This is a genomic window from Myxococcus sp. CA051A (assembly GCF_013336705.1).
Classification (GTDB): Bacteria; Myxococcota; Myxococcia; order Myxococcales; family Myxococcaceae; genus Myxococcus; species Myxococcus llanfairpwllgwyngyllgogerychwyrndrobwllllantysiliogogogochensis.
The window spans coordinates 75,020-95,943 of record NZ_JABUMS010000007.1; the positions used below are offsets into that span (position 1 = coordinate 75,020).

20 protein-coding genes are annotated in these 20,924 nt (G+C 68.9%); 8 read left to right on the forward strand and 12 right to left on the reverse strand.

Features of this window, described 5'->3' with window-relative positions; genetic code table 11:
* Positions 1-19: 19 nt before the first annotated feature.
* From kdpB to HUA74_RS21075, 5 genes are all read right to left on the reverse strand, one after another.
* On the reverse strand, positions 20-2,080 hold the full coding sequence (gene kdpB, locus HUA74_RS21055) for a potassium-transporting ATPase subunit KdpB (RefSeq protein WP_174455949.1): 2,061 nt from the start codon (positions 2,078-2,080) through the stop codon (positions 20-22).
* A gap of 3 nt (positions 2,081-2,083) precedes the next feature.
* Positions 2,084-3,802: a potassium-transporting ATPase subunit KdpA gene (kdpA, locus tag HUA74_RS21060; protein ID WP_174455950.1), complete on the reverse strand. Its 1,719-nt coding sequence runs from the start codon at positions 3,800-3,802 to the stop codon at positions 2,084-2,086.
* A gap of 10 nt (positions 3,803-3,812) precedes the next feature.
* Positions 3,813-3,902 (reverse strand): K(+)-transporting ATPase subunit F, encoded by a 90-nt coding sequence (gene kdpF, locus HUA74_RS21065; protein ID WP_141641721.1) that lies wholly within the window; start codon positions 3,900-3,902, stop codon positions 3,813-3,815.
* A 106-nt stretch (positions 3,903-4,008) separates the two neighbouring features.
* A complete protein-coding gene (locus HUA74_RS21070) occupies positions 4,009-5,145 on the reverse strand; it encodes a porin (protein ID WP_174455951.1) in 1,137 nt (378 codons plus the stop codon).
* Positions 5,146-5,548: 403 nt separating this feature from the next.
* Entirely contained in the window at positions 5,549-7,027 is a 1,479-nt protein-coding gene (locus tag HUA74_RS21075; protein ID WP_174455952.1) for a hypothetical protein, read from the reverse strand.
* 105 nt (positions 7,028-7,132) lie between these two features.
* Between HUA74_RS21075 and HUA74_RS21080 the strand changes: the two genes are divergently transcribed.
* Together HUA74_RS21080 and HUA74_RS21085 are read left to right on the forward strand one after the other, a co-directional pair.
* Positions 7,133-7,492, forward strand: a complete 360-nt coding sequence (locus HUA74_RS21080) for a helix-turn-helix transcriptional regulator (protein WP_174455953.1) — start codon at positions 7,133-7,135, stop codon at positions 7,490-7,492.
* A complete protein-coding gene (locus tag HUA74_RS21085; protein WP_174455954.1) occupies positions 7,489-8,394 on the forward strand; it encodes an SRPBCC family protein in 906 nt (301 codons plus the stop codon). The genes HUA74_RS21080 and HUA74_RS21085 overlap by 4 nt, the downstream gene beginning before the upstream one ends.
* On the opposite strand, the gene HUA74_RS21090 is transcribed toward HUA74_RS21085, so the two are convergent.
* Positions 8,375-9,499 (reverse strand): serine hydrolase, encoded by a 1,125-nt coding sequence (locus HUA74_RS21090; protein WP_174455955.1) that lies wholly within the window; start codon positions 9,497-9,499, stop codon positions 8,375-8,377. The genes HUA74_RS21085 and HUA74_RS21090 overlap by 20 nt on opposite strands.
* 75 nt (positions 9,500-9,574) lie before the next feature.
* Here HUA74_RS21090 and HUA74_RS21095 point away from each other — a divergent pair, with 75 nt between their 5' ends.
* On the forward strand, positions 9,575-10,420 hold the full coding sequence (locus HUA74_RS21095) for a class I SAM-dependent methyltransferase (protein WP_174455956.1): 846 nt from the start codon (positions 9,575-9,577) through the stop codon (positions 10,418-10,420).
* Between the two features lie 33 nt (positions 10,421-10,453).
* Here the strand turns inward: HUA74_RS21095 and HUA74_RS21100 are convergent, their stop codons facing one another.
* Complete coding sequence (locus HUA74_RS21100) at positions 10,454-13,063, reverse strand: right-handed parallel beta-helix repeat-containing protein (RefSeq protein WP_174455957.1); 2,610 nt, start codon at positions 13,061-13,063, stop codon at positions 10,454-10,456.
* 221 nt (positions 13,064-13,284) lie between these two features.
* Between HUA74_RS21100 and HUA74_RS21105 the strand changes: the two genes are divergently transcribed.
* From HUA74_RS21105 to HUA74_RS21120, 4 genes are all read left to right on the forward strand, one after another.
* A complete protein-coding gene (locus HUA74_RS21105; RefSeq protein ID WP_174455958.1) occupies positions 13,285-13,944 on the forward strand; it encodes a cytochrome b/b6 domain-containing protein in 660 nt (219 codons plus the stop codon).
* Positions 13,937-14,656 (forward strand): molybdopterin-dependent oxidoreductase, encoded by a 720-nt coding sequence (locus HUA74_RS21110; RefSeq protein ID WP_174455959.1) that lies wholly within the window; start codon positions 13,937-13,939, stop codon positions 14,654-14,656. The genes HUA74_RS21105 and HUA74_RS21110 overlap by 8 nt, the downstream gene beginning before the upstream one ends.
* A gap of 144 nt (positions 14,657-14,800) precedes the next feature.
* Positions 14,801-15,166, forward strand: a complete 366-nt coding sequence (locus tag HUA74_RS21115; protein WP_141646987.1) for a hypothetical protein — start codon at positions 14,801-14,803, stop codon at positions 15,164-15,166.
* 42 nt (positions 15,167-15,208) lie between these two features.
* Positions 15,209-15,790, forward strand: coding sequence for a GNAT family N-acetyltransferase (locus HUA74_RS21120; protein WP_174455960.1), 582 nt, complete (start codon positions 15,209-15,211; stop codon positions 15,788-15,790).
* A gap of 37 nt (positions 15,791-15,827) precedes the next feature.
* On the opposite strand, the gene HUA74_RS21125 is transcribed toward HUA74_RS21120, so the two are convergent.
* Complete coding sequence (locus HUA74_RS21125; RefSeq protein ID WP_141646985.1) at positions 15,828-16,268, reverse strand: hypothetical protein; 441 nt, start codon at positions 16,266-16,268, stop codon at positions 15,828-15,830.
* Between the two features lie 24 nt (positions 16,269-16,292).
* A complete protein-coding gene (locus tag HUA74_RS21130) occupies positions 16,293-17,078 on the reverse strand; it encodes an alpha/beta fold hydrolase (RefSeq protein WP_174455961.1) in 786 nt (261 codons plus the stop codon).
* A 192-nt stretch (positions 17,079-17,270) separates the two neighbouring features.
* On the opposite strand from HUA74_RS21130, the gene HUA74_RS21135 reads away from it, so the two are divergent.
* The gene (locus tag HUA74_RS21135) at positions 17,271-18,005 is read left to right on the forward strand and encodes an SAM-dependent methyltransferase (protein WP_174455962.1); all 735 of its coding nucleotides are present in this window, start codon (positions 17,271-17,273) and stop codon (positions 18,003-18,005) included.
* A 19-nt stretch (positions 18,006-18,024) separates the two neighbouring features.
* Here HUA74_RS21135 and HUA74_RS21140 read toward each other — a convergent pair whose 3' ends face one another.
* From HUA74_RS21140 to HUA74_RS21150, 3 genes are all read right to left on the reverse strand, one after another.
* The gene (locus tag HUA74_RS21140) at positions 18,025-18,702 is read right to left on the reverse strand and encodes a hypothetical protein (RefSeq protein WP_174455963.1); all 678 of its coding nucleotides are present in this window, start codon (positions 18,700-18,702) and stop codon (positions 18,025-18,027) included.
* An 80-nt stretch (positions 18,703-18,782) separates the two neighbouring features.
* On the reverse strand, positions 18,783-19,688 hold the full coding sequence (locus tag HUA74_RS21145) for an alpha/beta fold hydrolase (RefSeq protein WP_174455964.1): 906 nt from the start codon (positions 19,686-19,688) through the stop codon (positions 18,783-18,785).
* Positions 19,685-20,584 carry a halocarboxylic acid dehydrogenase DehI family protein gene (locus tag HUA74_RS21150; RefSeq protein ID WP_174455965.1) on the reverse strand — a complete coding sequence of 300 codons (900 nt, stop codon included), beginning with the start codon at positions 20,582-20,584 and terminating at the stop codon, positions 19,685-19,687. The genes HUA74_RS21145 and HUA74_RS21150 overlap by 4 nt, the downstream gene beginning before the upstream one ends.
* Between the last annotated feature and the right edge of the window lie 340 nt (positions 20,585-20,924).

The window sequence follows — 20,924 nt, forward strand, 5'->3', positions numbered from 1 at the left end:
ATGAGGAGCCCTTTCACTTTCAGGACAGGCCCACGGCCGTGAGCAACACGTCCAGGGCCTTGATGCCGACAAAGGGAACGATGACGCCGCCGACTCCGTAGACGAGCAGGCTGCGCCGCAGCAGGGCCGCCGCGCCCAGCGGGCGGTAACGCACACCGCGCAGCGCCAGGGGAATCAGCGCGATGATGATGAGCGCGTTGAAGATGACCGCCGCCAGAATCGCGCTGTACGGCGACGACAAGCCCATCACGTTGAGCGGAGCAATCTGGGGAAACACCCCCATGAACAGCGCCGGGAGGATGGCGAAGTACTTCGCCACATCGTTGGCGATGGAGAACGTCGTCAGCGTCCCGCGCGTCATCAGGAGCTGCTTGCCCACCTCCACCACCTCCAACAGCTTGGTGGGGTTCGAGTCGAGGTCCACCATGTTCCCCGCCTCCTTCGCCGCCTGCGTGCCGGTGTTCATCGCCACGCCGACGTCGGCCTGGGCGAGCGCGGGCGCGTCGTTGGTGCCGTCACCCGTCATCGCCACCAGCTTGCCCTTGCCCTGCTCGGTGCGGATGAGCGCCAGCTTCGCCTCGGGCGTCGCCTCCGCGAGGAAGTCATCCACGCCCGCCTCACGAGCAATCGCCGCGGCGGTGCGCGGGTTGTCGCCGGTAATCATCACCGTGCGGATGCCCATGGCCCGGAAGCGGTCGAAGCGCTCCTTGATGCCGCCCTTCACCACGTCCTTCAGGTGGATGATGCCGAGCAGCCGCGAGCCATCCGCCACCGCCAGCGGCGTGCCGCCCGCGTCACCAATGCGGCCCGCCGCCACGGTCAGCTCCGCCGGCACCGCGCCGCCCTGGGCCTGCACGTGCTTGACGATGGCATCCACCGCGCCCTTGCGGATGCTACGCGGGTGCGGGTCCACCAGGTCGCACCCGCTCATGCGCGTCTGCGCGGTGAACGGGACGAACGTCGCGTGGTGCGCCAGCAGCTCGCGCGGACGCATCTTGTACGTGTCCTTCACCAGCGTGACGATGGAGCGCCCCTCGGGCGTCTCGTCCGCCAGGCTCGCCAGCTGCCCCGCCTCCGCCAGGTCCTCCATGCGGACACCCGGCATGGGCAGCAACTCCGTGGCCATGCGGTTGCCCAGCGTAATCGTGCCCGTCTTGTCGAGCAGCAGTGTGTCCACGTCCCCCGCCGCCTCCACGGCGCGTCCGCTCATGGCCAGCACGTTCTTGCGCAAGAGCCGGTCCATGCCCGCGATGCCGATGGCGCTCAACAGGCCGCCAATCGTCGTGGGGATGAGACACACCAGCAGCGCGACGACGGCGGTACCCGACAGCGGCACACCGGAGTAGAGCGCCAGCGGCACCAGCGACACACACGCCAGCAGGAACACCACCGTCAGGCCCACCAGCAGGATGTGCAGCGCTATCTCGTTCGGCGTCTTCTGCCGGGCCGCGCCCTCCACCAGCCCAATCATCCGGTCCAGGAAGGACTCACCCGGGTTGACGGCGATGCGCACGACAATCCGGTCCGACAGCACCTTGGTGCCACCCGTCACCGCCGAGCGGTCTCCACCGGACTCGCGAATCACCGGCGCGGACTCGCCGGTAATCGCGGACTCGTCCACGCTGGCGATGCCCTCCACCACTTCACCGTCACCCGGGATGAGGTCACCCGCTTCGCAGACGACGAGGTCGCCCTTGCGCAGGTTCGGCGCGGGCACACGCTCCTCGCGCCCGTCCACCAGTCGCCGCGCGGTGGTGTCCTTGCGCATCTTTCGCAGCGCGCCGGCCTGGGCCTTGCCGCGCCCTTCCGCCACGGCCTCCGCGAAGTTCGCGAACAACACGGTGAACCACAGCCACACCGCCACCCAGACGGTGAACCACAAGGGCGCGCCGTCGGTGCGCGGGGAGACCAGGTCCTTCACCACCAGCACCGTGGTGAGCAGGCTGCCCGCCCACACCACGAACATGACGGGGTTGCGCGCCACGTCACGCGGGTGGAGCTTCTTCAGGCTGTCCAGCAGCGCGGGTTTGAGGAGAGACACGTCGAACAGCGACGCCGGCTTCGAGGATGCGGAGCTCATGGCTCAGTAGACCTTTCCGGCCCCGGCGAGGAAGTGCTCGACGATGGGGCTCAGGGAGAGCGCGGGGAAGAAGGTGAGCGCACCGACGATGACCACGATGCTCACCAGCAGGCCGGTGAACAGGGCGCCATTCGTCGGGAAGGTGCCCGGACCCGCCGGCACCACCTTCTTGCCCACCATGGAGCCGGCGATGGCCAGCGCGGGGACAATCATCAGGAAGCGCCCGCCGAGCATGGCCAGCCCCAGGGAGATGTTCCAGAAGGGCGTGTTGGCGTTGAGGCCCGCGAACGCGCTGCCGTTGTTCGCCGTGGCGCTGGTGAACGCGTAGAGGATTTCCGTCAGGCCGTGCGGCCCCGCGTTGTTCAGCGAGGACACGCCCTGCGGAATCACCGCCGCCACCGCGGACATCCCCAGGATGAACAGCGGGAAGATGAGCACGTAGAGCATCGCGAGCTTCATCTCCTTCGCTTCAATCTTCTTGCCCAGGTACTCGGGCGTGCGGCCCACCATCAGGCCGGCGATGAAGACGGACAGCACCACCATGATGAGGATGCCGTAGAGGCCCGCCCCCACTCCGCCAAAGATGACCTCGCCCAGCTGCATGTTGACCAGCGGCACCAGACCGCCCAGCGGGTTGAAGCTGTCGTGCATGGAGTTGACCGCGCCGCACGACGCATCCGTGGTGACGGTGGCGAAGAGAGCGGACGCGGTGATGCCGTAGCGCACCTCCTTGCCCTCCAGGTTGCCCACCTGCGCCACCTGCGCGGAGGCCACGGCGGCGTTGGGTTGGGACTCGGCGGCGTACGCGGCGGTGACACCCGCGAAGAAGAGGACGGACATGGCCGCGAAGAGGGCCCAGCCCTGCTTCGTGTCCCCCGTCATCTTCCCGTACGTGTACGTGAGCGCGGAGGGGATACAGAAGATGAGCAGCATCTGCACCAGGTTGGTGAGCGGCGTCGGGTTCTCGAAGGGGTGCGCGCTGTTGGCGTTGAAGAAGCCACCGCCGTTGGTGCCCAGCATCTTGATGACCTCCTGCGAGGCCACCGGACCCATGGCGAGCGTCTGCTTCGCGCCCTCCAGCGTCGTCAGCTCGTGGTAGGGCGCGAAGTTCTGCAACATGCCCTGTGAGACGAAGAACAAGGCCACGACGAAGCACAGCGGCAGCAGCACGTAGAGCGTGCCGCGCACCACATCCACCCAGAAGTTGCCCAGCGTCTTCGCGCCCTCGGGCCCCGGGCGGCGCGTGAAGCCGCGCGCCAGCGCCAGCGCCACGCCGAGCCCCGCCGCCGCGGAGACGAAGTTCTGCCACGCCAGCCCCACCATCTGCGTGAGGTAGCTCATGGTGGACTCACCGGCGTACGACTGCCAGTTGGTGTTCGCGACGAAGCTGGCCGCCGTGTTGAACGACAGCTCCGGTCCCACCGCGCCCAGGCCTTGCGGGTTGAGCGGCAGCACGTGCTGCGCGCGCTGGAGCCCGTAGAGGATGAGCATGCCGACGACGCTGAAGGCCAGGAGCGCGCCGCAGTACTCCACCCACGTCTGCTCGCGCCGCGCGCTGGCGCCCGTCAGGCGCAAGAGGACGCGCTCCACGGGGCCGAGCACGCGCGGCAACGGCTGCGTCTGCCCTTCGAAGACACGGAAGAGATAGGTGCCCAGCGGCTTCGTCAGCGCGAGCAGGAGGGCGAAGAACAACACAATCTGCAACCAACCAATGAGGGTCATGGCGGAGTCCCTAGAAGCGCTCGGGACGGAGCAGGGCGTAGACGAGGTAGGCGGTGAGCAGCACGGCGAGCACGGCGCCAGCGGCGTATTCGAAAGTCATCGGGAGGACCTCACAGGCGCTCGCAGCCGTGGGAGTAGCCCCACGCGAGCGCGAAGAAACCAAGGGTGACGAGGATGAGGACGACGTCCATGGACGGACTCCAGGTTCAGAACCAGGCGGTGGCTCCGAGGACGACGAGCGTCTCGGAGTCCTTGGGAATGGGGGTGCCTGCGTCGGTGGTGGCGCGGCTGGCGAAGACGTCCGCCGTCGAGCGGTCATGCCGCGCCTCCAGCTTGAGCGTGAGCTGCTCGGCGGGCTTCACCTCCAGGGTGAGCGTGCCCCCCGACAGCGTCTGCTCCACGCCCGTCATGAGCCCGTCGGCGTCGCGATACGCTTCCACGCGCGCGGCCAACGCCACGGGCTCGGTGAGCTGGACGCGGGCGTTGAGTCCCGCCGCGTACCAGACCGCGCGGTCCGCGCCGGGAATCCGCTGGGTACCGGCGTCCACGGTGGCCGCGAGCTTGAACGACTCCGTCACCGCGTACGTCGCCACCGCGTCCGCGAAGAGCCTCAGGCCGTCGCTGCCCTCGGTGCCTTCGTTTCCGATGAAGGTGTTGAAGGACGCGGACAGGCGCTCGCCCGCGTAGGCCACCTGGGTGCCCAGCGCGAGACCCCGGTTGTTGTCACCGAGGGTCTGCCAGCCATTGAGGAGCTGGAGCTGCACGCTCCACGCGTCATCCAGCGCGTACGTGCCCTTGAGGCCCGTCTGGTAGTAGGGCGACAGCTCGCCCATCCACGAGCGCGTGTACGTCCAGTTGAGCTGCGACTGGAAGGACTCCAGACCGATGTGGCTCGGGTAGAGCCCGGCCTCCAACGTCAGCGGGCCGGTGGCGAAGGACAGCGAGGCCTGCTGCACGTAGCGCCACAAGTCGGGCCCGGAGGCGACGCCCTCGGGTTCGGCCGCATGGACGACCTCCGCTCCCGTGCCGAAGCCGAGGAGCACCTTGAAGCCCACCGGCGCCGGGGCCACGCTCACGCCGATGGAGGCCAGGTTGATGGCCACTTCGCTGTCGCGCTTCGCGGACGTGCCGGTGCCTGGGATGAAGTTCGCCGCGTTCGCGGGCCGGTTGAAGTTGTGACCGAAGTACACGTCGACGCCTCCCTCGGGCTTCAGGCGGGAGAAGAAGCCAGGGGCCTCCGCTTCGGCCTGGGTATCCGTGGGTCCTTGAAGTGGTGGCGAGGAGGCGTCGGCCTGCTGGAGCAGCAGGGAGAGCAGCAATGGAGGCGTGGTGAGAGGCCACATAGGTGTGCCCCCCCCTTGAGCACCGCCCGTACCAACCCCGTCCCCCGAGGACCCTAGGTGTTCCGAGGGGTTGCGGACATGCCCCGTGGGGCAGGATTGCAACCTGCACGACAGGTCTCCAGGCATCGTGCAGGTTGAGGCCGCGCGGGTGGGGACAAGGCCGGGCGCACTGACACCTGGAAGCACCGCGCGTTTCGCACGAAGCCGGGGAAGACTTCTCGCATCCCGCCTGATGTACGGCGCGACGATGACGGCGCGGATTGTTCCAAGGGGTCGCGCTTACTGGGAGTCGTGCCTTTCGTGGAGGCGGCACGAGGGCTTCACCGTGGACTCACGCCGTGAGCAGCCCCTGCTGCTCATCGTCGCGAACTTCAGGCGCTGAGCATGCGCGGGAGTCCTCCGCTCACTCCCGGATGACCCGTGCGTAGGCGGCAAGCGCCTCACGCAGCGGCGCCCCCTCGGCTCCGTCCCGAAATTCAATCCGGAGCCCCTGGGAGCTGAACCTCGCGGCGGCAAGGAGGACGGGCGCGAACTCCCGCGTGCGCGGTCCCGTGACGGTGGCCCGGATGGGAACCTCCGCGCCTCGGGTCACCTCGAGCCTCCAGAATCCATCTTCCCCAGAGGCCTTGAAGTACTCCAACTGGGAAGCCAGACGGGAGTGGGCACACCGGATGAAGAGGTCCGTCGAGGCATAGGGGATGGTCAGCCACGTCAGGTGGGGCAGGGCCGTCAGCGCATTGGCCAGGCCGCTCTCAAATGAGCTCTTCAACTCCAGCCGCCTCACGGAGCTGTTCGCGGACAGCAAGCTCACCAGCTCGCCTGGAACATTCAGCAGCCTCGTTACACGGCGCAACGCGGGGTGCCGGAGCATGCGCCCCCACTGTGCGACGTCATTGCCGTCGCTGTGGTGCTCCGGATTCCAGTGGAGTTCCTCCACCGTGTTCCAGCCGGGCTCCGGCTTGGGAAAGGACTTGGGGAAGTGGTCCCCCTTTATCGGGCGGACCGCGACGGGAAAGCCCCGCTCGAAGCGGGTGTAGCCTCGCTCGACGTAAGGTCCCAACGGCGCCTGCCACCGCTCCCGGTTCGCCACGAGCAGTCGAGCGATGCGCTCCTCATCCGGCGCCTTCGCATACTGGAGCATGATGAACTCCCCCAGTGGGTCGCCCTGCTCGAGCAACTGGTCGGCCAACACCTGCCGGGCGGAGTCATCCTCCGGCGTCTCATAGACGCGGGCGAACAGCGCCTCCCGAGTCGCCGCGTCGAGGCGTGCACGCTCCACCCGCTCCTCGATGACCTCCTTCAGCGCGTCACACCGCGCCAGGGTCTCCGCATCGAGCACGGGAGGAACCCAACGAGCGCCCAGCCGGAAGACGAGGTCGAACCGCTCGACCTCCTCTCCTTGCGTTGAAGGGAGTCGGGCCTTCAGCTCGCGCAGGGGCTCCACGTCATAGGGCGCCCCCACGTACATGAAGAGGCTGCAGAGCATCTTCAGCTCGCTTGGAGTCTCGGCTCCCGGAAGACGGACGAGGGTGAGCAGGAGCGGAATGATGCGCGGGTCCGCGGGCCACCATCGTCGCAGCCGGTCGAGGTCCGTGGAGAACGCACAGCGCGAAAGACTCGCCGCGCGTTCCCGCAGCCATCCCAGCGCTCGGGGAAGGTCCGTGGGATGCCTGCGGACCTCCTCGAGGACCCAGCGGACGGGCACCTCGAAGAAGGGAAGCCCCGTGGCGAGGTGGTCCGAGAGCCGCTGGATGAGCGCGATGACGGGCTCGGCTCGGCACTCCTTCCACGCCTCCAACAGGAACGTGAGGGCCGCATCGTCCTCCCGCCGAGCGAGCGCCTCCTCCGTGCGGCCCAGCAACTCCTTCAGCAGGTGGCTCACCCGGACAGGATAGCCGAGGCCACCGCAACCCAGCGTCGATTCAGGCTCAATCCATACTTAAGTATCTGCTTGACCATCCAGCGACCCTCGCCAATACTCAAGTCCATGCTTAACCATGGCGCCGTCGACCGTATCTTCCATGCCCTGGGCGATTCCAATCGGCGCGCCATCGTCGAGCGGCTGAGTCGGGGAACCATGTCGGTCAGCGACCTGGCGAAGCCGCTCGACATCACGCTCGCCGCCGTCGTGCAGCACCTCCAGGTGCTCGAGGAGAGCGGGCTGGTGCGCACCGAGAAAATCGGACGCGTCCGCTCGTGTCAGCTCGAGCCTGGTGGACTGCGCGTGGCCGAGGACTGGCTGTCGAACCGACGCGGACTCTGGGAGCGCCGCTTCGACCGACTCGGCGAGCTGCTCGATGGGCCCGAGCGCCCGAACCCCACCCCTCGAAAGAAGGCCAAGACATGAAGACCCCTCCCGTCGTGCATGGCTCGTTCACCATCGAGCGCACCTACAAGGCGTCACCCGCTCGCGTCTTCGCCGCATGGTCGGACGTGGAGACGAAGGCGCAGTGGTTCATCGGTCCGCCGGACCGCTGGACGCTCGTGAAGCGCGAGCTGGATTTCCGCGTGGGCGGCCAGGAGCTGCTGCATGGGCAGTTCGGCGGCAAGCACTCCACCGTCTTCACCGCGCGCTATCACGACATCATCCCGAACGAGCGGATGGTCTACGCCTACGACATGAGCGTGGGCGACAAGCACCTCTCCGTGTCCCTGGCCACGGTGGAGCTCCACGCCACGAAGACCGGGGGGACGCGGATGGTCTTCACCGAGCAGGCCGCGTTCCTCGACGGGGAAGACGGCACCCGCTCTCGCGAGGAGGGCACGGCGGCGCACTTCGACCGGCTGGCGCTCATCCTGGAGTCCTCGCGCGACATCATCTCGTCCCGGCTCATCGATGCGCCCCGTGAGCAGGTCTATGCGGCGTTCAGCGACCCGGAGCAGCTGACGCTGTGGTGGGGGCCGCAAGGCTCGACGAACACTTTCGAGCAGTTCGAGCTGCGCCCCGGCGGCAAGTGGCGCTTCACGATGCAGAGCGCGGAGGGCGCGCGCTACGCGATGGACAAGGAGTTCATCGAGGTGGTGCCGGCCGAGCGCATCGTCATCCAGCACCACCAGCAGACGCATCACTTCGAGATGCGGATGGACTTCGCGGACGAAGGGGCGCGGACGCGGCTCACGTGGCGCATGCGGTTCGAGTCGAAGGACGAGGTCGAGAAGGTGCGCGGGTTCGTGGAGGCCGCGAACGAGCAGAACTTCGACCGGCTCGCGGCCCACCTCGCCTCGCGGGTCAGAGCCGCGCGGCCATGATTCGAGCCCACAGCTCCTCGTCGAAGTCGGACAGCGTCTCCGCCGAGCGAGTCCCCGCCTGAGCACCCAGCCGCGTCACCACGAGGCCCAGTGAGCGGCTGACGTAGACCTTCTGGTCGTCCTTGCCCAGTCCGGCGAAGACGTCCTGCGGTGCGCTGGGAATGAGCGGGCCGTCGATGCGCGCGCTCAGCGGCGGTATCAGGGTGAAGGCCTTGCCATTGAGCCAGAACAGGTGGCCATAGGCGGGGTTGAGCGTCTGCGAGGAATTGGTCGCGGTGTTGAGGTACGCCGAGGAGACGACCCGGGTTCCCGCCCACGCGCCGTCCGCGAGCAGCAGCAGGCCGAAGCGCGCCAGGTCTCGCGCGCTCATCGTCAGGCCCCACAGGGGCAGGCCCTTGCTGTCGGTATCGGAGCGCTGCTCCCACTGGCTGCGCGTCGCGCCCAGCGTGTTGAACAACCAGGCGTGGGAGAGCGCGTCGATGCCCAGGCCCGTGCGCCGCTCCAGAATCATGCGCAGCCGGTGATAGGCGTCGTTGTTGTACAGCCACGTCGTTCCGGGGGCCGCCTGAAGTCCGAGTGACGTGTTCAGGCCGCTGGTCATCGTCAGCAGGTGGCGCACGGTGATGCGGGCCTCGGCCAGCGCGCCCGTGTTGGACCAGCCGGCGCCGAGAATGGGAGTGACGCGCTCGTCGAGCGAGAGCACTTGCTTGTCCACCGCGATGCCGACGAGCACGGAGACGACGCTCTTCTGCGCGGAGGCGATGTCGCGCATGAAGTTCGAGTTCGCCAGCCAGTAGCGCTCGGCGAGCAGCTTCCCGTCCTGGAGGATGACGATGGCCCGGGTGTCGCGGGAGCCCGCGAAGTCGAGCGCGGCGTTGAGCTTCGCCACGTCCCAGCCCGCGCTGGCTGGACTCACCGTGGGCCAGCTCGCGTCATCCGTGGGGAAGACGAGGGGGGCGATCAGACCGTGTGGGACGTCCCGGGGGGACGCCACGGTGGCTTCGGGTTGAGAGGTGGGCGTCTCGGTGGCCCCTTCCTCAGGAGCAGGAGGAGCACAGGCGAGGACGGCACAGACGAGAGCGAGGAACAGGGCGCGCAGGGGCATGGGAGTAGCAACACGCGTCAGCTCCGGAAGTTGCGGAAGGTGGCGGGGATGCGGCGAACGTGGGTTTATTTCGGCATGTCCTCGCCCTCCCCCGCCGAGTCCTACCTGCTGGACTTCCATCGTCGCCTCGCCGGGGTGACTTCGCGTGAGTTCGGAGGTGCTCCGGTGCTGCGCGACGGTGAGGTGTTCCCGTCCACCTATGCGCTCCTGGAGGCGGCGGTGCCGAAGGAGGACGGGCCCCGGGTGGTGCTCGACCTGGCGTGTGGTGATGGGTATCTGCTGGAGCTGCTCGCGCGGAGGAACCAGCCCGGGCTCGCGCTGGTGGGGCTCGACATGAGTGAGCACGAGCTCGCGGTGGCGCGGGCGCGGCTGAACGGCGCGGCGACGTTGCATCAGGGGCGAGCGCAGTCACTGCCGCTCGCGGAGGCGAGTGTCGACGTGGTGCTGAGCCACCTGGCGCTGATGTTGATGGACGACGTGGAGACGGTGCTCACGGAGATGCAGCGGGTGCTGAAGCCGACGGGGCGGGTGTCCGTCGTTGTCGGTGGCGACCTGGTGCGAGGCGAGGCGTTCGAGGTGTATCTGGGGTTGCTCAAGCCCATGCTGGCCGCGGAGGCGCGGGTCCCCGTTCCGCTGGGGGATGCGCGAGTGCGCTCCGTGGAAGGACTGACGGGGCTGTTCGGCGGCTTCACGCACGTGGACATCCGCCGGCTCGAGGTCCAGGGCGATGCGACTCCGGAGCACGCGTGGGAGTCGCTCAGCACGACCTATGACGCGGACCGGCTCTCCACGGCGGCGCGAGCCTCGCTCAAGCACGCCTTTGTCCAGGCCGTGGAGCCCTTGCGTCGCACCGACGGCACCATCCCCATGCGGTGGGGCATGCGGCAGGTGACGGCCACGGGGCGGCGTCGCACGGAGTGAGCCGCGCGCAGATGCCGCGTTCACGACATGGCTTCACCGGACGGTGTGGGCTTGCGTCCCGCTCGCGCCGTCGCCCGTGGCCGTGAGCGTCAGCGCTCCTGCCTGTGTCGCGCGGAAGTAGAACGTCGCCTCCTGCTGCGGCCCTTCCAGCGCCAGTGCCCAGCCCGTTCCCGAAGTGGCCAGGGCCTGGGTGCAAGTCGCGTCGGAGTAGAGCACCGCTCCCGGCGCCGCCGTGCCCGCCACCTCCAGCACCAGTGACGGCGCCGTCAGCGCGGACAGGTTCCCCAGCGTGTCCTGACTCTGAACCACCAACTCCTCCGAGCACTGCCCCACTCCTGTCTCCCGGTCAGGTGTGAGGAAATCCAGGCGAGACGCCGTCCCTGCCACCACGTCCACGTCGAACGTCACATCGGGCTCGGTCTCGCGCGCGTACCCCGGCCCGCTGACGTGGTTCTGGCTGATGAGGTTGGCACCTCCCAGGTCGGAGATGCCCGCCTGATAGGGATAGCCGTTCGTCACCACCGGCCCATCATGCGTCACCGTGTTCCGCGTCACCCGGAGCCGCGTCGACACAGACAAGGGTCCACCGTCCTCCTCCGCCTGGGACAGGTTGATGCCGACGTCGTTGTCCACCAGCGTGTTCTCGAAGATGACGACGTCCTCACACAGCGCCATGTCGTAGTAGGCCCCGCCCGCGACGAGGATGCCCGAGCCCGTCGTCTCTCCTCCCGAGTACGCATTCCCCGTCACCCGGTTCCCCGTCGCCCGCCCCGTCGCACCATCGCTGAACTGGATTCCATTTCTCGCGATGAAGGGCACCGGTCCCCCGCCCTCCACCTGGTTGTCCTCCACGTTCAGCTCCACTCGCCCCGTGCCGGAGATGCCCGCCTTCTGGTAGCGCGCCACCCGGTTGCGCAGCACCTCCACCCTCGTCACCGTCTCGGCGTCACGCGCGTTCCGCACCTCGATGGCCACGCCCTCCTGGCAGCCGCCCTCGCCCTCCTTCTGGTTCACGTCGAGCACCTCGCTGTCGACGATGGAGCCACTCGCCCCTTCGAACAGGATGCCCCGCAGCCGCGCGGCGCCACCGTCACACGCCAGCTCCGACAGGCCTCGCGCCGCCACCGTCACGGCTCGCACGTGCGCCGTCGTTCCCAGGCTGCTCAACACCGCACCTCGGAAGCGCCGTCCCCGCGGGTCCACCGCCGTGAGCACATGCCCCGCTCCATCGAACGTGTATCCATCGGGAATCCACACCGTCTGCTCCGTGGTGCAGTCCGCCGCCAGCGTCACCCTCGAGTCCTCCAGCGTCGCGGCGCACGGCGGGAACTCGCCGCACAGCAAGTCCCCCCACTCCACCGTGAACTCCCGCGTCGCGCTCAGGCCCGAAAGGTTCGTGACGGTCAGCGTGATGGTCGGAGGCGTGTCCACGGGAATACAGGACAGCACCACCCAGTCCACCGAACCCGAGTCCCTCTCGCGCACCGCGTTCCCCAGCAGGCCCGTGTTCGTCGTCCACGCGAAGGTCAGCGGCTCCCCCTGAGGGTCCGCCGCCATCGCCGTCAGTCGCACCGGCCTCCCCGCCGACACGTCCGTCTCCGACTGCGAGGCGTCGATGATGCTCGGCGGCAGCGGGTTCGTCACACACAAGTCCAACGAGCGCTCACGATGCGCCCCGAAGCCATCACTCGCTCGCAACGTCAGCCGACAGTTGTCACACGCGGCCTGAGGCGCGGCGCTCGGCGTGAAGCGAGTCGCCGCCGCCGCCGCGTTCTCAAAAGTCCCTTCACACGTCGCGGTCCAGGCGAAGGTCAGGGCGTCTCCGTCGTCATCCACGCCCACCGCCTGGAGCGTCACCGGAAGCCCCACGCGCGCCTGGGACACGGGCTGGGCCCCCAGCTCCGTCAGGACAGGCGCGTGATTGAGCGAGGCCGTGTGCACCAGGTCCCCGCCGCCCGCCAGCTCCACGTCCACCGAGAAGCGCAGCGTGCTCACCGCGCCTCGCGCGCTCGTCACCGCGAGCGTGAGGTTCACCGCGCCACGCCGCAGCGGCGCCGTCCACTCCGCGTCGACAGCCGTCGCATCATCGAAGGTGCCGGAGGTCGCACTCCACGCATACGTCAGCACCTCCGACGCATCGACGGCATGCGCCAGCGCACGGAGCTTCAGCGCGGCTCCTGGAGACACCGATGCCCGCGAGCCCACCACCGCATCGATGACGGGCGCCGTGAGGGGCGCCTCCGAGTCCGTCGCGCGAGGCACCAGCACGACGAGCGCGTCGTGGTGTTTCAACAACTCCACGCCCGGGACGTCCACCTGTCCCAGCACAGCGCCCGTCGCATCGAGCACCCGCGCCCCCACCGAGGTTCCCGCACCCGATGGCAGGCTCCGCAGCAGTCCCTGCCACAGCGGTGCCTCGGAGCTGCTCAGGGCCGCGGTCACGACAGCACCCCGAGCCGGCGTCGCGGACACCTCCACGCGAGACACGCTGTCGAGCGGCAGTGAGCGCGGCAGCACGGTGACCACCCGCAGCGATCCCGCGGGCTCCACCTGCACGCCCAGCGGCTCCTCCTGATGACACCCCGTGGCCAGCACCAGCGCGCTGGCAAGCAGGGCCAGTCGCATCGCGTTCGCTCGGTTCATGGTGACGTCCTCTCGGCGATGTCCGGTGTCTCACGATACCGGCAAGCGGCCATGCGCCCAAGCAACCGGCCGAGCCAACCCGGAGGCCCGCCTGCTCGCGCCGCCCCGCAAGGCAGCGCCGCGTCGAGCGGACGACATCGGGTGAGCAGCGCGGTTCGGAAGCGGGCAGTGCGTCAGGAGCGTCGGCGCGGCGTTGACGCACGGTGTTCTCCTGCCGCGTCGTGCGAGCCCCTGAATCACGTCGCCCACAGCCCTGGCCCATCCGCGTGGCCCACTGGGTCAACGTGCCACTGCTCGTCATCATGGCGGGCAGCGGACTGCAGATTCTCGCGGCCTATCCCATGCTCGGCACGCAGGGGCGGCCCTATGGCTGGTATCCCTTCCAGGGCACGCCACCTCCCGAGTGGGCCCGAATCGGTGACTGGCTCGCGGGTGCACGAGGCTGGCACTTCGCCTTCGGCGGGTTCCTCGCGCTCAACGGCTTCGTGTACCTGCTCTATCTGGCCCTCAGCGGCGAGTGGCGGCGGCGACTCTTCTTTCCGCGTCGCGACACGCGCAACGCCGTGAGCACGCTCGCGTTCTATCTGCGTCTGCGCAAACAGCCTCCCGACCAGGGGCTGTACAACGGCCTGCAACGGCTGGCGTACACCGGCGCGCTGATACTGGGCATCCTCGCCGTGCTCTCGGGGCTCGCGCTCTACAAGCCCGTGCAGCTCGGTGCGCTGGCCACGCTGCTCGGCGGCTATGACTCCGCGCGCGCCATCCATCTGCTCGTGCTCGCTTCGTTCGTGCTCTTCACGGTGGGGCACGTGGTCATGGTGTTGCTGCATCCGCGCTCGTTCGGGGAGATGGTGACGGGCGGGAGGAAGCCGGATGCCTAGGCTCCTCGTTCCGTCGCGACGTCCTCTGCTCCTCACGCGTCGCTCCGCCCTGCTCGGGGCGGCGGCGCTCACGACGTCCGCCTGTGACAGCGCGCGTCCTCGCGAGGGTTTCCTCGGGGCCATGGAGCGCGTCAATCAGCGGCTCCAGGGGGCTCTCTTCGACGAGGACAGGCTCGCGCCGGAGCTACCGCCCGAAGAGGCCACGCTGCCCGGTGACTTCCCCCAGTACTTCGTCTCCGAGTCCATGCCGCTCGTGCCTCAAGGCTGGGCGCTCAAGGTGGGTGGGCTCGTCGAGCGGCCCGCGCTGCTGTCACTCGAGGACCTGCGGCGGCTGCCGCGCACGGAGTACCGCATCCGGCACCACTGCGTGGAGGGCTGGAGCGCGGTGGCGTCGTGGCATGGGGTGCGCGTGAGTGACGTCGCCAGGTACGTGGGCGCGGACCCGAGGGCTGGCTACGTGGAGCTGCGCTCGTTCGATTCGGGTTACTGGTCCTCGTGGGACAGGCCGAGCGCCTTCCACGCGCAAACGATTCTCGCCTACGGGATGAACGGGCAGCCGCTGCCACCGGCGCACGGCGCGCCGCTGCGCCTCTACTCGGCGGTGAAGCTCGGCTACAAGATGGTGAAGTACCTCACCGAGGTGAACTTCCTCCCCGAGCCCACCGGCGGCTACTGGGAGGAGCGCGGCTACGAGTGGTACGCGGGCGTGTAGCCCCACTCCTTCAAGCGATGTCGGCCCCTCCTGCTATCCAGGCCGTCGCTTGCGGAGGCCTTCCTCGGCCATTACCCTGAACTGAGTAGAAACTGAGTATCAATGACCTCAGTCCACAGCATTCCCGAGAGAACGGAGCCCGTCGTGCCCCAGACCGAACGTCTCCAGGCGTCCCTGCCCGCCTTCTCGATGAGGGAGCTCACCCGTTTGAGCAAGGAGCTGGGCGTCGACAAGAGCACGGTGGTGCAGGAGGCCCTCTCCCTCTTCTCGAAGGCCGCCCTGGAGGCCAGGCAGGGGTCCCGGCTCGTGTTCCTCCCCTCGACACCCCAAGGCACCGTGCGGGAGTTCAGCACACCCCTGCTCACGCACATGGAACAGACCGCGCAGAAGGACCCCTCGGAGATCGTCCTCCCGGACGCGGACTTCGACCGGGTGGTGACCCGACTCGGGAAGCCCTCGAAACCCACGGCCGCGCTTCGCGCACTCGCTCGCAAGCGCCGCCGCCCCTAGCCCACGCTCGGGTCCTCCTCTTCGTGGGCTTGTCTGGGATTCATGCCACCACCCGCCTCGTCCGACCTCGTCCTCCCCGCTCCCATCACTCAAGCGGTGACCCGGAGCGACACGGGCAGTGGCTTCACGTGTGAGCACGAGGCCCTGAATCGCTTCTTCCGTGAGTCCGCCCGGCAGAACCAGGAGCGAGACATCAGTCGGACCTGGGTCCTTCGGCGCACCGCGTCCGACGACCCCGCGCTTCCGCTGGTCCTGGGCTACTACACGCTCTCGCTGACCACCCTCAAACGGGAGACGCTTCCGCCCGACCTGGGCAAACGACTGCCGCACTACCCGCTCCCGGCGGTCCTCATCGCGCGCCTCGCACGGGACTCTCGCGTGAGAGGCCGGGGCCATGGCGAAGACCTCCTCGGAGACGCCCACCTTCGCGCGCTCACCATCAACGCCCAGAGTGGCGCCGTGGCGGTCATCGTGGACGCCAAGGACGCCCACGCTCGCGACTTCTACAAGAGGTTCGGCTACGAGCCGCTGCTCGCCGAGAGCGAGCCTCCGACCTCGCCCTGGCCCCTGCGGCTCTTCCTGCCCATGGCCGAAATCCGCGCCGCGTATTCCGAGGCGTCCTGACACACCCGCGCGAGGGGGCCGAGCACAGGCCCCTCCCTCACGCCTTGCTGCCGGCGAAGCCTCCACCAAACGGAGACGGTCCGCGCTGACGCAGGGCCTCGCGCTCGGCCTTCAGCGCGGCCAGGGCCTCGTCGCGCGTGGCGTAGTGATTCACCGCCGCGCCGTTGATGGCCCCGCTGGTGAGCACGAACATCTGCGTCATGTCGTCCCCACCAAACCGGTACGAGCGATGCGTGAAACGCTCCAGCACCTCACGCCGCTCCTTGCCGAACACTCGCCCCGCCGTGAACTTCACCACCAACCCGTCCAGGTTGATGAGCAGGTCCACCTTGCCAGACCCCGCGTAGCGCGACAGGTGCACCTCCACCTCCCGCCGCCAACGCAGGACGTCCTCCTCATTCACCAGGACGCAGTCGGTGAAGTAGGCCGTCACGACGTCGTTCTGCGCGTCGTACTCGAAGGACATGTTCCAGGCCATCGTGCTGCCTCCTCGAAGCCGGAATCAGGCGGGCGCGGAGCCCGCCAGAAAGGCGGACAACACCGCCGCGGTCTCCTGGGGGCTCTCCACCTGCGGATAGTGTCCAGGGCCCGGAATGTGAGCCATGCGCGCGCGCTTGATGGGCTCCACCACCGCCTGCCGCAAGAAGGCCGGCGGCAGGAAGGCGTCGTCCGTCGACACCACCAACGTCGGCGCCGCGATTTTCGACAGCCGGTCCGCGAAGCCACCCTGCGTCCACGCGTCGAACGCCTGCTCAATCGACGCCGCGCTCACCGACCCCGAGTCCTTCAACAGCGACTCCAGCGACTCCGGCGACAGCTTCTTGCAGGCCAGGCCCAGAATCATCTTCTGCTTCTCGCGGTCTCCCGCCGACGTCCGGAACAACCCCGCGGCATCCGGCGGCAACGGCAGCCCCGACGCGGGCACCGAGTTGAGCAAGAGCAACGCCTCCACCCGCTCCGGCACGTGCGACGCAATCCACTGCGCCAACTGCCCACCCATGCTGTGCCCCACCACCGAGAAGCGCTGGGCACCCACCGCGTCCACCACCGCCAGCACGTCCTTCGCCAGCCCCTCCAACGAATGCCCACCCGCCGGCTTCCCCGACTGACCCGTGCCGCGCGCGTCCGGAACCACCAGCCGCAGCCCCGTCAGGTCCAGCCGCTCCACCATCGAGTCCCACACCGCACCCGACACCATCCACCCATGCACCAACACCACCGTGCGCGGTCCTTCGCCGATGACGCGATAGTGAAGCGAGGTCCCGTCAGATGCGGAAATCGTGCCCATGTCGTCTCCTCAGACGAAAAGGATAAAGCAGTATTGAAGAAATGTGCAGAAGCGAAAGCAAGCCATGACACTCAGGAGAGTTCCAGGGGGCGCATGTAGGCGTTCGCGGTGGGTATGAGTCGGGTTGGCGGGGAGCGGAGGTGGTGGGTTGTCTCACGGGCGGCGTTCCGCTCTGGCAGAGTCCGCCGCCTCATGGCGGACGAACGGGATGGGACGGGCGGCGCGCGGCACGAAGCTCGGCGCACGGTGCACTGCGAGGACGCGCTGACGTGGCTGGCGGCCCAGCCGGTGCTCGCGGGGTGCTCGGCGGTGGCGTCGCTGCCGGACGCGTCGGAGTTCCCCTCGCTGTCCCTGCCCGAGTGGAAGGCGTGGTTCATCCGCGCGGCGGCGCTGGTGATGACGCGCGTGCCCGACGACGGTGTCGCCATCTTCTACCAGACGGACGTGAAGGACGAAGGCCTCTGGGTCGACAAGGGCTACCTCGTCTCACGCGCCGCCGAGGAGACGGGCCTGGGCCTGCTCTGGCACAAGGTCGTCTGTCGCCGCGCCCCCGGGACGGTGACGTACGGCCGGCCCGCGTACTCCCACTTCCTGTGCTTCTCGCGCGGCGTGCGCCCGGACCTGGCGAAGTCCACCGCGGATGTCCTCGCGGACGCGGGCGAAGTCACCTGGACACGCGGCATGGGTGTCGACGCGTGCCAGCTCGCCTGCCGCTTCATCCTGGAGAACACGTCCACGCGCACCGTGGTGGACCCGTTCTGTGGCCACGGCACCGCGCTGGCCGTGGCCAACGCCATGGGCCTGGACGCGGTGGGCGTGGAGCTCAGTCGCAAGCGCGCGCGCAAGGCCCGCAACCTGCGCGCGGAGTGGCGCGAGGGGAAGCTCGTGCTGGTGGCGAGCGACTACCTCGCGCAGCCCTTGTCGTAGTCCACGGTCCGCGTCGCCCCTACTTCACCGAGGACGATGCCCGCACCGCGGAGGTGCCCACGTCGGAAGCCGCGAGGGCCGAGGGTGACGGCAGCGCCGCCAGCTCCCTCTCCACGGCGGGCTCCAGCTCCGCGAGGAACGCTCCGAAGAGGCGCTCCTCCAGGGCCAGCGCTTCCTCCAACGAAGCGCCCACGGCGGTGAGGCGCGCCACGCATGCGTCCTCGATGGTGCGGCGGTGGCTCTGCTCCTCGGTGACGACGCGCCCCAGCTCCTCACGGACGCTCGTGTTGCGCGAGGCCGCCTTGTAGAGCGGGTAGAGCACCATGGCGCGGCGCTCGATGGCCGTCGTGGTGAGCAGGTAGTGCAGGTACACGTCGGGCTGGCCGGTGTGCGCGGTGGCCCAGGTGGCCAGCTCGTGGTCCAGCCCCTGGAAGTAGCGGCCCGCCGCCTCCGGACAGAGGAAGGTGGTGATTTCACCCCCGGCCACCTCGGCAGACAGGCGCTTGAAGGCGAACGCGTGGCGCGTCTCGTCGGACAGATGTCCGAGCACTTCCAGCGAAGGATGACGGTCCGCCACCGTGCGCGAAATCTTCCGCGCCCCGATGAACTCCATGAGGGACAGGGTGTGCAGCCAGCGAGCCTCGAGCTCGGGAGCCTGGGCCAACTGACGAAGCACCGCCTGGATTCGGTCACGCATACCGCGCCTCTAGCGCGAGGACGGCCCGGGAGCGAGCACCAAGACGCCGCCCCCGCCAAGGCACCAATACGCGGCGCCCGTCATGCGGGCGCGGGCGCCTCCGAGCCCCAGAGTTCCTCCGCCACCGAGCGCGTCGTCGCGTGACTCACCGGCGCCACCCCTTCCAGGAAGCGGAACAGCTCCATCGCCACCGCGTGCGGCGCGTCCCACATGACGAAGTGCCCCGCATTCGGGACCTTCATCCACCGCGCACCGGGGATGTCCCACGCCAGTCGCTCGCCGTACTTCGCGGGCAGGATGCCGTCCTTCTCCCCCCACAACACCAGCACTGGCACGACCAGGTGCCCCAGCTTCGACGCCAGCTCCAGCGTCTGGTTGGTGTTCAGCGCCACCGCGTCGCGTGACAGCGACACCATCCCCACCTCCGTCGCGTACGGCGCCAGCAACCCCTCCAGCATTTCCGCGGTCTGCGGCGTCGCGAAGCCCTTGCGCTTGAGTGCCTGCGTCAAGAAGCGCGTCAGGCGCTCCGGCGTCAGCCTGCGCGCCATCGCGGGCGTGCCCAGCTGCGCCATCAACCCCTTGGGCCACGCGTCGTAACAGACGCTGTCCATCAGACACAGCCGCCCCACCCGCTGGGGAAAGCGCACCGCGAGCTGCTGCGCCACGCCGCCGCCCACGTCGTGCCCCACCACCGTCGCGTCCACCACGCCCAGGCGGTCCATCCACGCCTCCAGCGCCTCCGCCTGCCGCGATATCGAACGGTCGAACCTGTCGCGCCGGTCGGAGAACCCGTAGCCCAGCAGGTCCGGCGCCAGCACGCGGTACGACTCGGCCAGCCCCGGCGCAATCCCGCTCCACAGGTAGCCCCAGTTCGGAATGCCGTGCAGCAACACCACCGGCGGCCCCGAGCCCCAGTCCACGTAGCTCACGAACCGACTGCCCAGCTCCATCACCTCTTGTCGCCCCTGCCACTCGCGCCAGTTCATCGCAGCTCCTCCGCCGCCACCCAGTCCGGCACCAGCCGGGACGCTCCCGGCATCGGCTGACGCAGCATGTCCGGCACGTCCTGCACCAGCCGCGACAGGTTCAACAGCAAGGCCGGCGAGCGCCGCTCCAGCGCCTGCGTCACCTTCAGCACCGCCTCCGCGTTCTCCCCCAACGCCGACACCCGCTCGCGACTCAACGCCACCGGGTACGGCAGCGCCCGCGCCCGCCGTCGCGCGGACTCCAACAGTTGCTCCGATGCGCGCTGGAAGGCCTCGTCCTTCATGCGCGGCTTCAGCCGTCGCCACGCGGTCTCCAGATACGAGGGCCAGCAGCCCAGCGCGCGGTACTCACCCGGCACTCCCGGCGGCCCCACCGTCTTCACGATGTCCGCGAACAACGTCCGCAGCACAGCGTCGCCCGGCTTCTCCGCCACCCAGTCCATCGCCGCCATGCGCGAGGGGACGCCACGCTCCAGCCGCTCCGACGTCCCCAGGGCGCCCTGCTGTCCCACCGGCTGGCCCTCCAGCGCCATCCGCACCGCGGACACCATCAACATCACCCGAGGCTGCATCGTCTCGAACAGCTCCAGGGCTCCGCGCGCGTGGAAGCGCTGGCTGGGCCCCAGCTTCGTCGCGCCCCACGCGCCCAGCGCCTCCCACTGCACCGTCGAGTCCAGGACCTCCTGCCACAGGCCCAGCGCGGACTCCTCGAAGGCGCGCGTCTCCACGTTCGGCCCCAGCGCTTCCCACATCGCCACGAAGAAGCGCGGGTATGCGGCCCACGTGCGCAAGGACACGTCCACGCCCGTCACGCGCATCGTCCGCCGCAGCTCGTGGTAGACGCGCTCGACACCGCCCTCCGCCCCGTGCTCGCTCACCTGTCTCACCCTGGCCATACCGGCACCCCCGGCAACGGTGGGAACGGCGGGGCGCGGTGGACACCTCCCTCTGCGCACCCGGCCGCCTGGAAGGCCCCGCTCCCAGGGCAGTCGCCTCGCGGACATCACGTCGGCTCTCCACCACCTCGCCACCCTCCGGGGCGGTGTCGCCGGACACTAAAGAACACTCGCGGCCCCGGCGGTTTGACTCCGTCCTTGACGGCTCGCTTTGCTTCCGTTCGCGCGACGAAGGAGTCGTGCCTGCCTGGTTCGCGGGGGGCAACCAGCATGTGGCTTCGACACGTGTCGCATCGAAAGCCATTTCGAAGCAGCCCCCCAGGTGCGCGGCGAGAGGCGG

Coding starts and splice junctions, on each gene's coding strand:
- kdpF (WP_141641721.1), bottom strand. CDS start 3,902: ATGACTTTCGAATACGCCGCTGGCGCCGTGCTCGCCGTGCTGCTCACC.
- kdpB (WP_174455949.1), bottom strand. CDS start 2,080: ATGAGCTCCGCATCCTCGAAGCCGGCGTCGCTGTTCGACGTGTCTCTC.
- HUA74_RS21095 (WP_174455956.1), top strand. CDS start 9,575: ATGTCCTCGCCCTCCCCCGCCGAGTCCTACCTGCTGGACTTCCATCGT.
- HUA74_RS21120 (WP_174455960.1), top strand. CDS start 15,209: ATGCCACCACCCGCCTCGTCCGACCTCGTCCTCCCCGCTCCCATCACT.
- HUA74_RS21150 (WP_174455965.1), bottom strand. CDS start 20,584: ATGGCCAGGGTGAGACAGGTGAGCGAGCACGGGGCGGAGGGCGGTGTC.
- HUA74_RS21140 (WP_174455963.1), bottom strand. CDS start 18,702: ATGCGTGACCGAATCCAGGCGGTGCTTCGTCAGTTGGCCCAGGCTCCC.
- HUA74_RS21090 (WP_174455955.1), bottom strand. CDS start 9,499: ATGCCCCTGCGCGCCCTGTTCCTCGCTCTCGTCTGTGCCGTCCTCGCC.
- HUA74_RS21145 (WP_174455964.1), bottom strand. CDS start 19,688: ATGAACTGGCGCGAGTGGCAGGGGCGACAAGAGGTGATGGAGCTGGGC.
- HUA74_RS21130 (WP_174455961.1), bottom strand. CDS start 17,078: ATGGGCACGATTTCCGCATCTGACGGGACCTCGCTTCACTATCGCGTC.
- HUA74_RS21100 (WP_174455957.1), bottom strand. CDS start 13,063: ATGAACCGAGCGAACGCGATGCGACTGGCCCTGCTTGCCAGCGCGCTG.
- HUA74_RS21070 (WP_174455951.1), bottom strand. CDS start 5,145: ATGTGGCCTCTCACCACGCCTCCATTGCTGCTCTCCCTGCTGCTCCAG.
- HUA74_RS21110 (WP_174455959.1), top strand. CDS start 13,937: ATGCCTAGGCTCCTCGTTCCGTCGCGACGTCCTCTGCTCCTCACGCGT.
- HUA74_RS21135 (WP_174455962.1), top strand. CDS start 17,271: ATGGCGGACGAACGGGATGGGACGGGCGGCGCGCGGCACGAAGCTCGG.
- HUA74_RS21085 (WP_174455954.1), top strand. CDS start 7,489: ATGAAGACCCCTCCCGTCGTGCATGGCTCGTTCACCATCGAGCGCACC.
- HUA74_RS21125 (WP_141646985.1), bottom strand. CDS start 16,268: ATGGCCTGGAACATGTCCTTCGAGTACGACGCGCAGAACGACGTCGTG.
- kdpA (WP_174455950.1), bottom strand. CDS start 3,802: ATGACCCTCATTGGTTGGTTGCAGATTGTGTTGTTCTTCGCCCTCCTG.
- HUA74_RS21080 (WP_174455953.1), top strand. CDS start 7,133: ATGCTTAACCATGGCGCCGTCGACCGTATCTTCCATGCCCTGGGCGAT.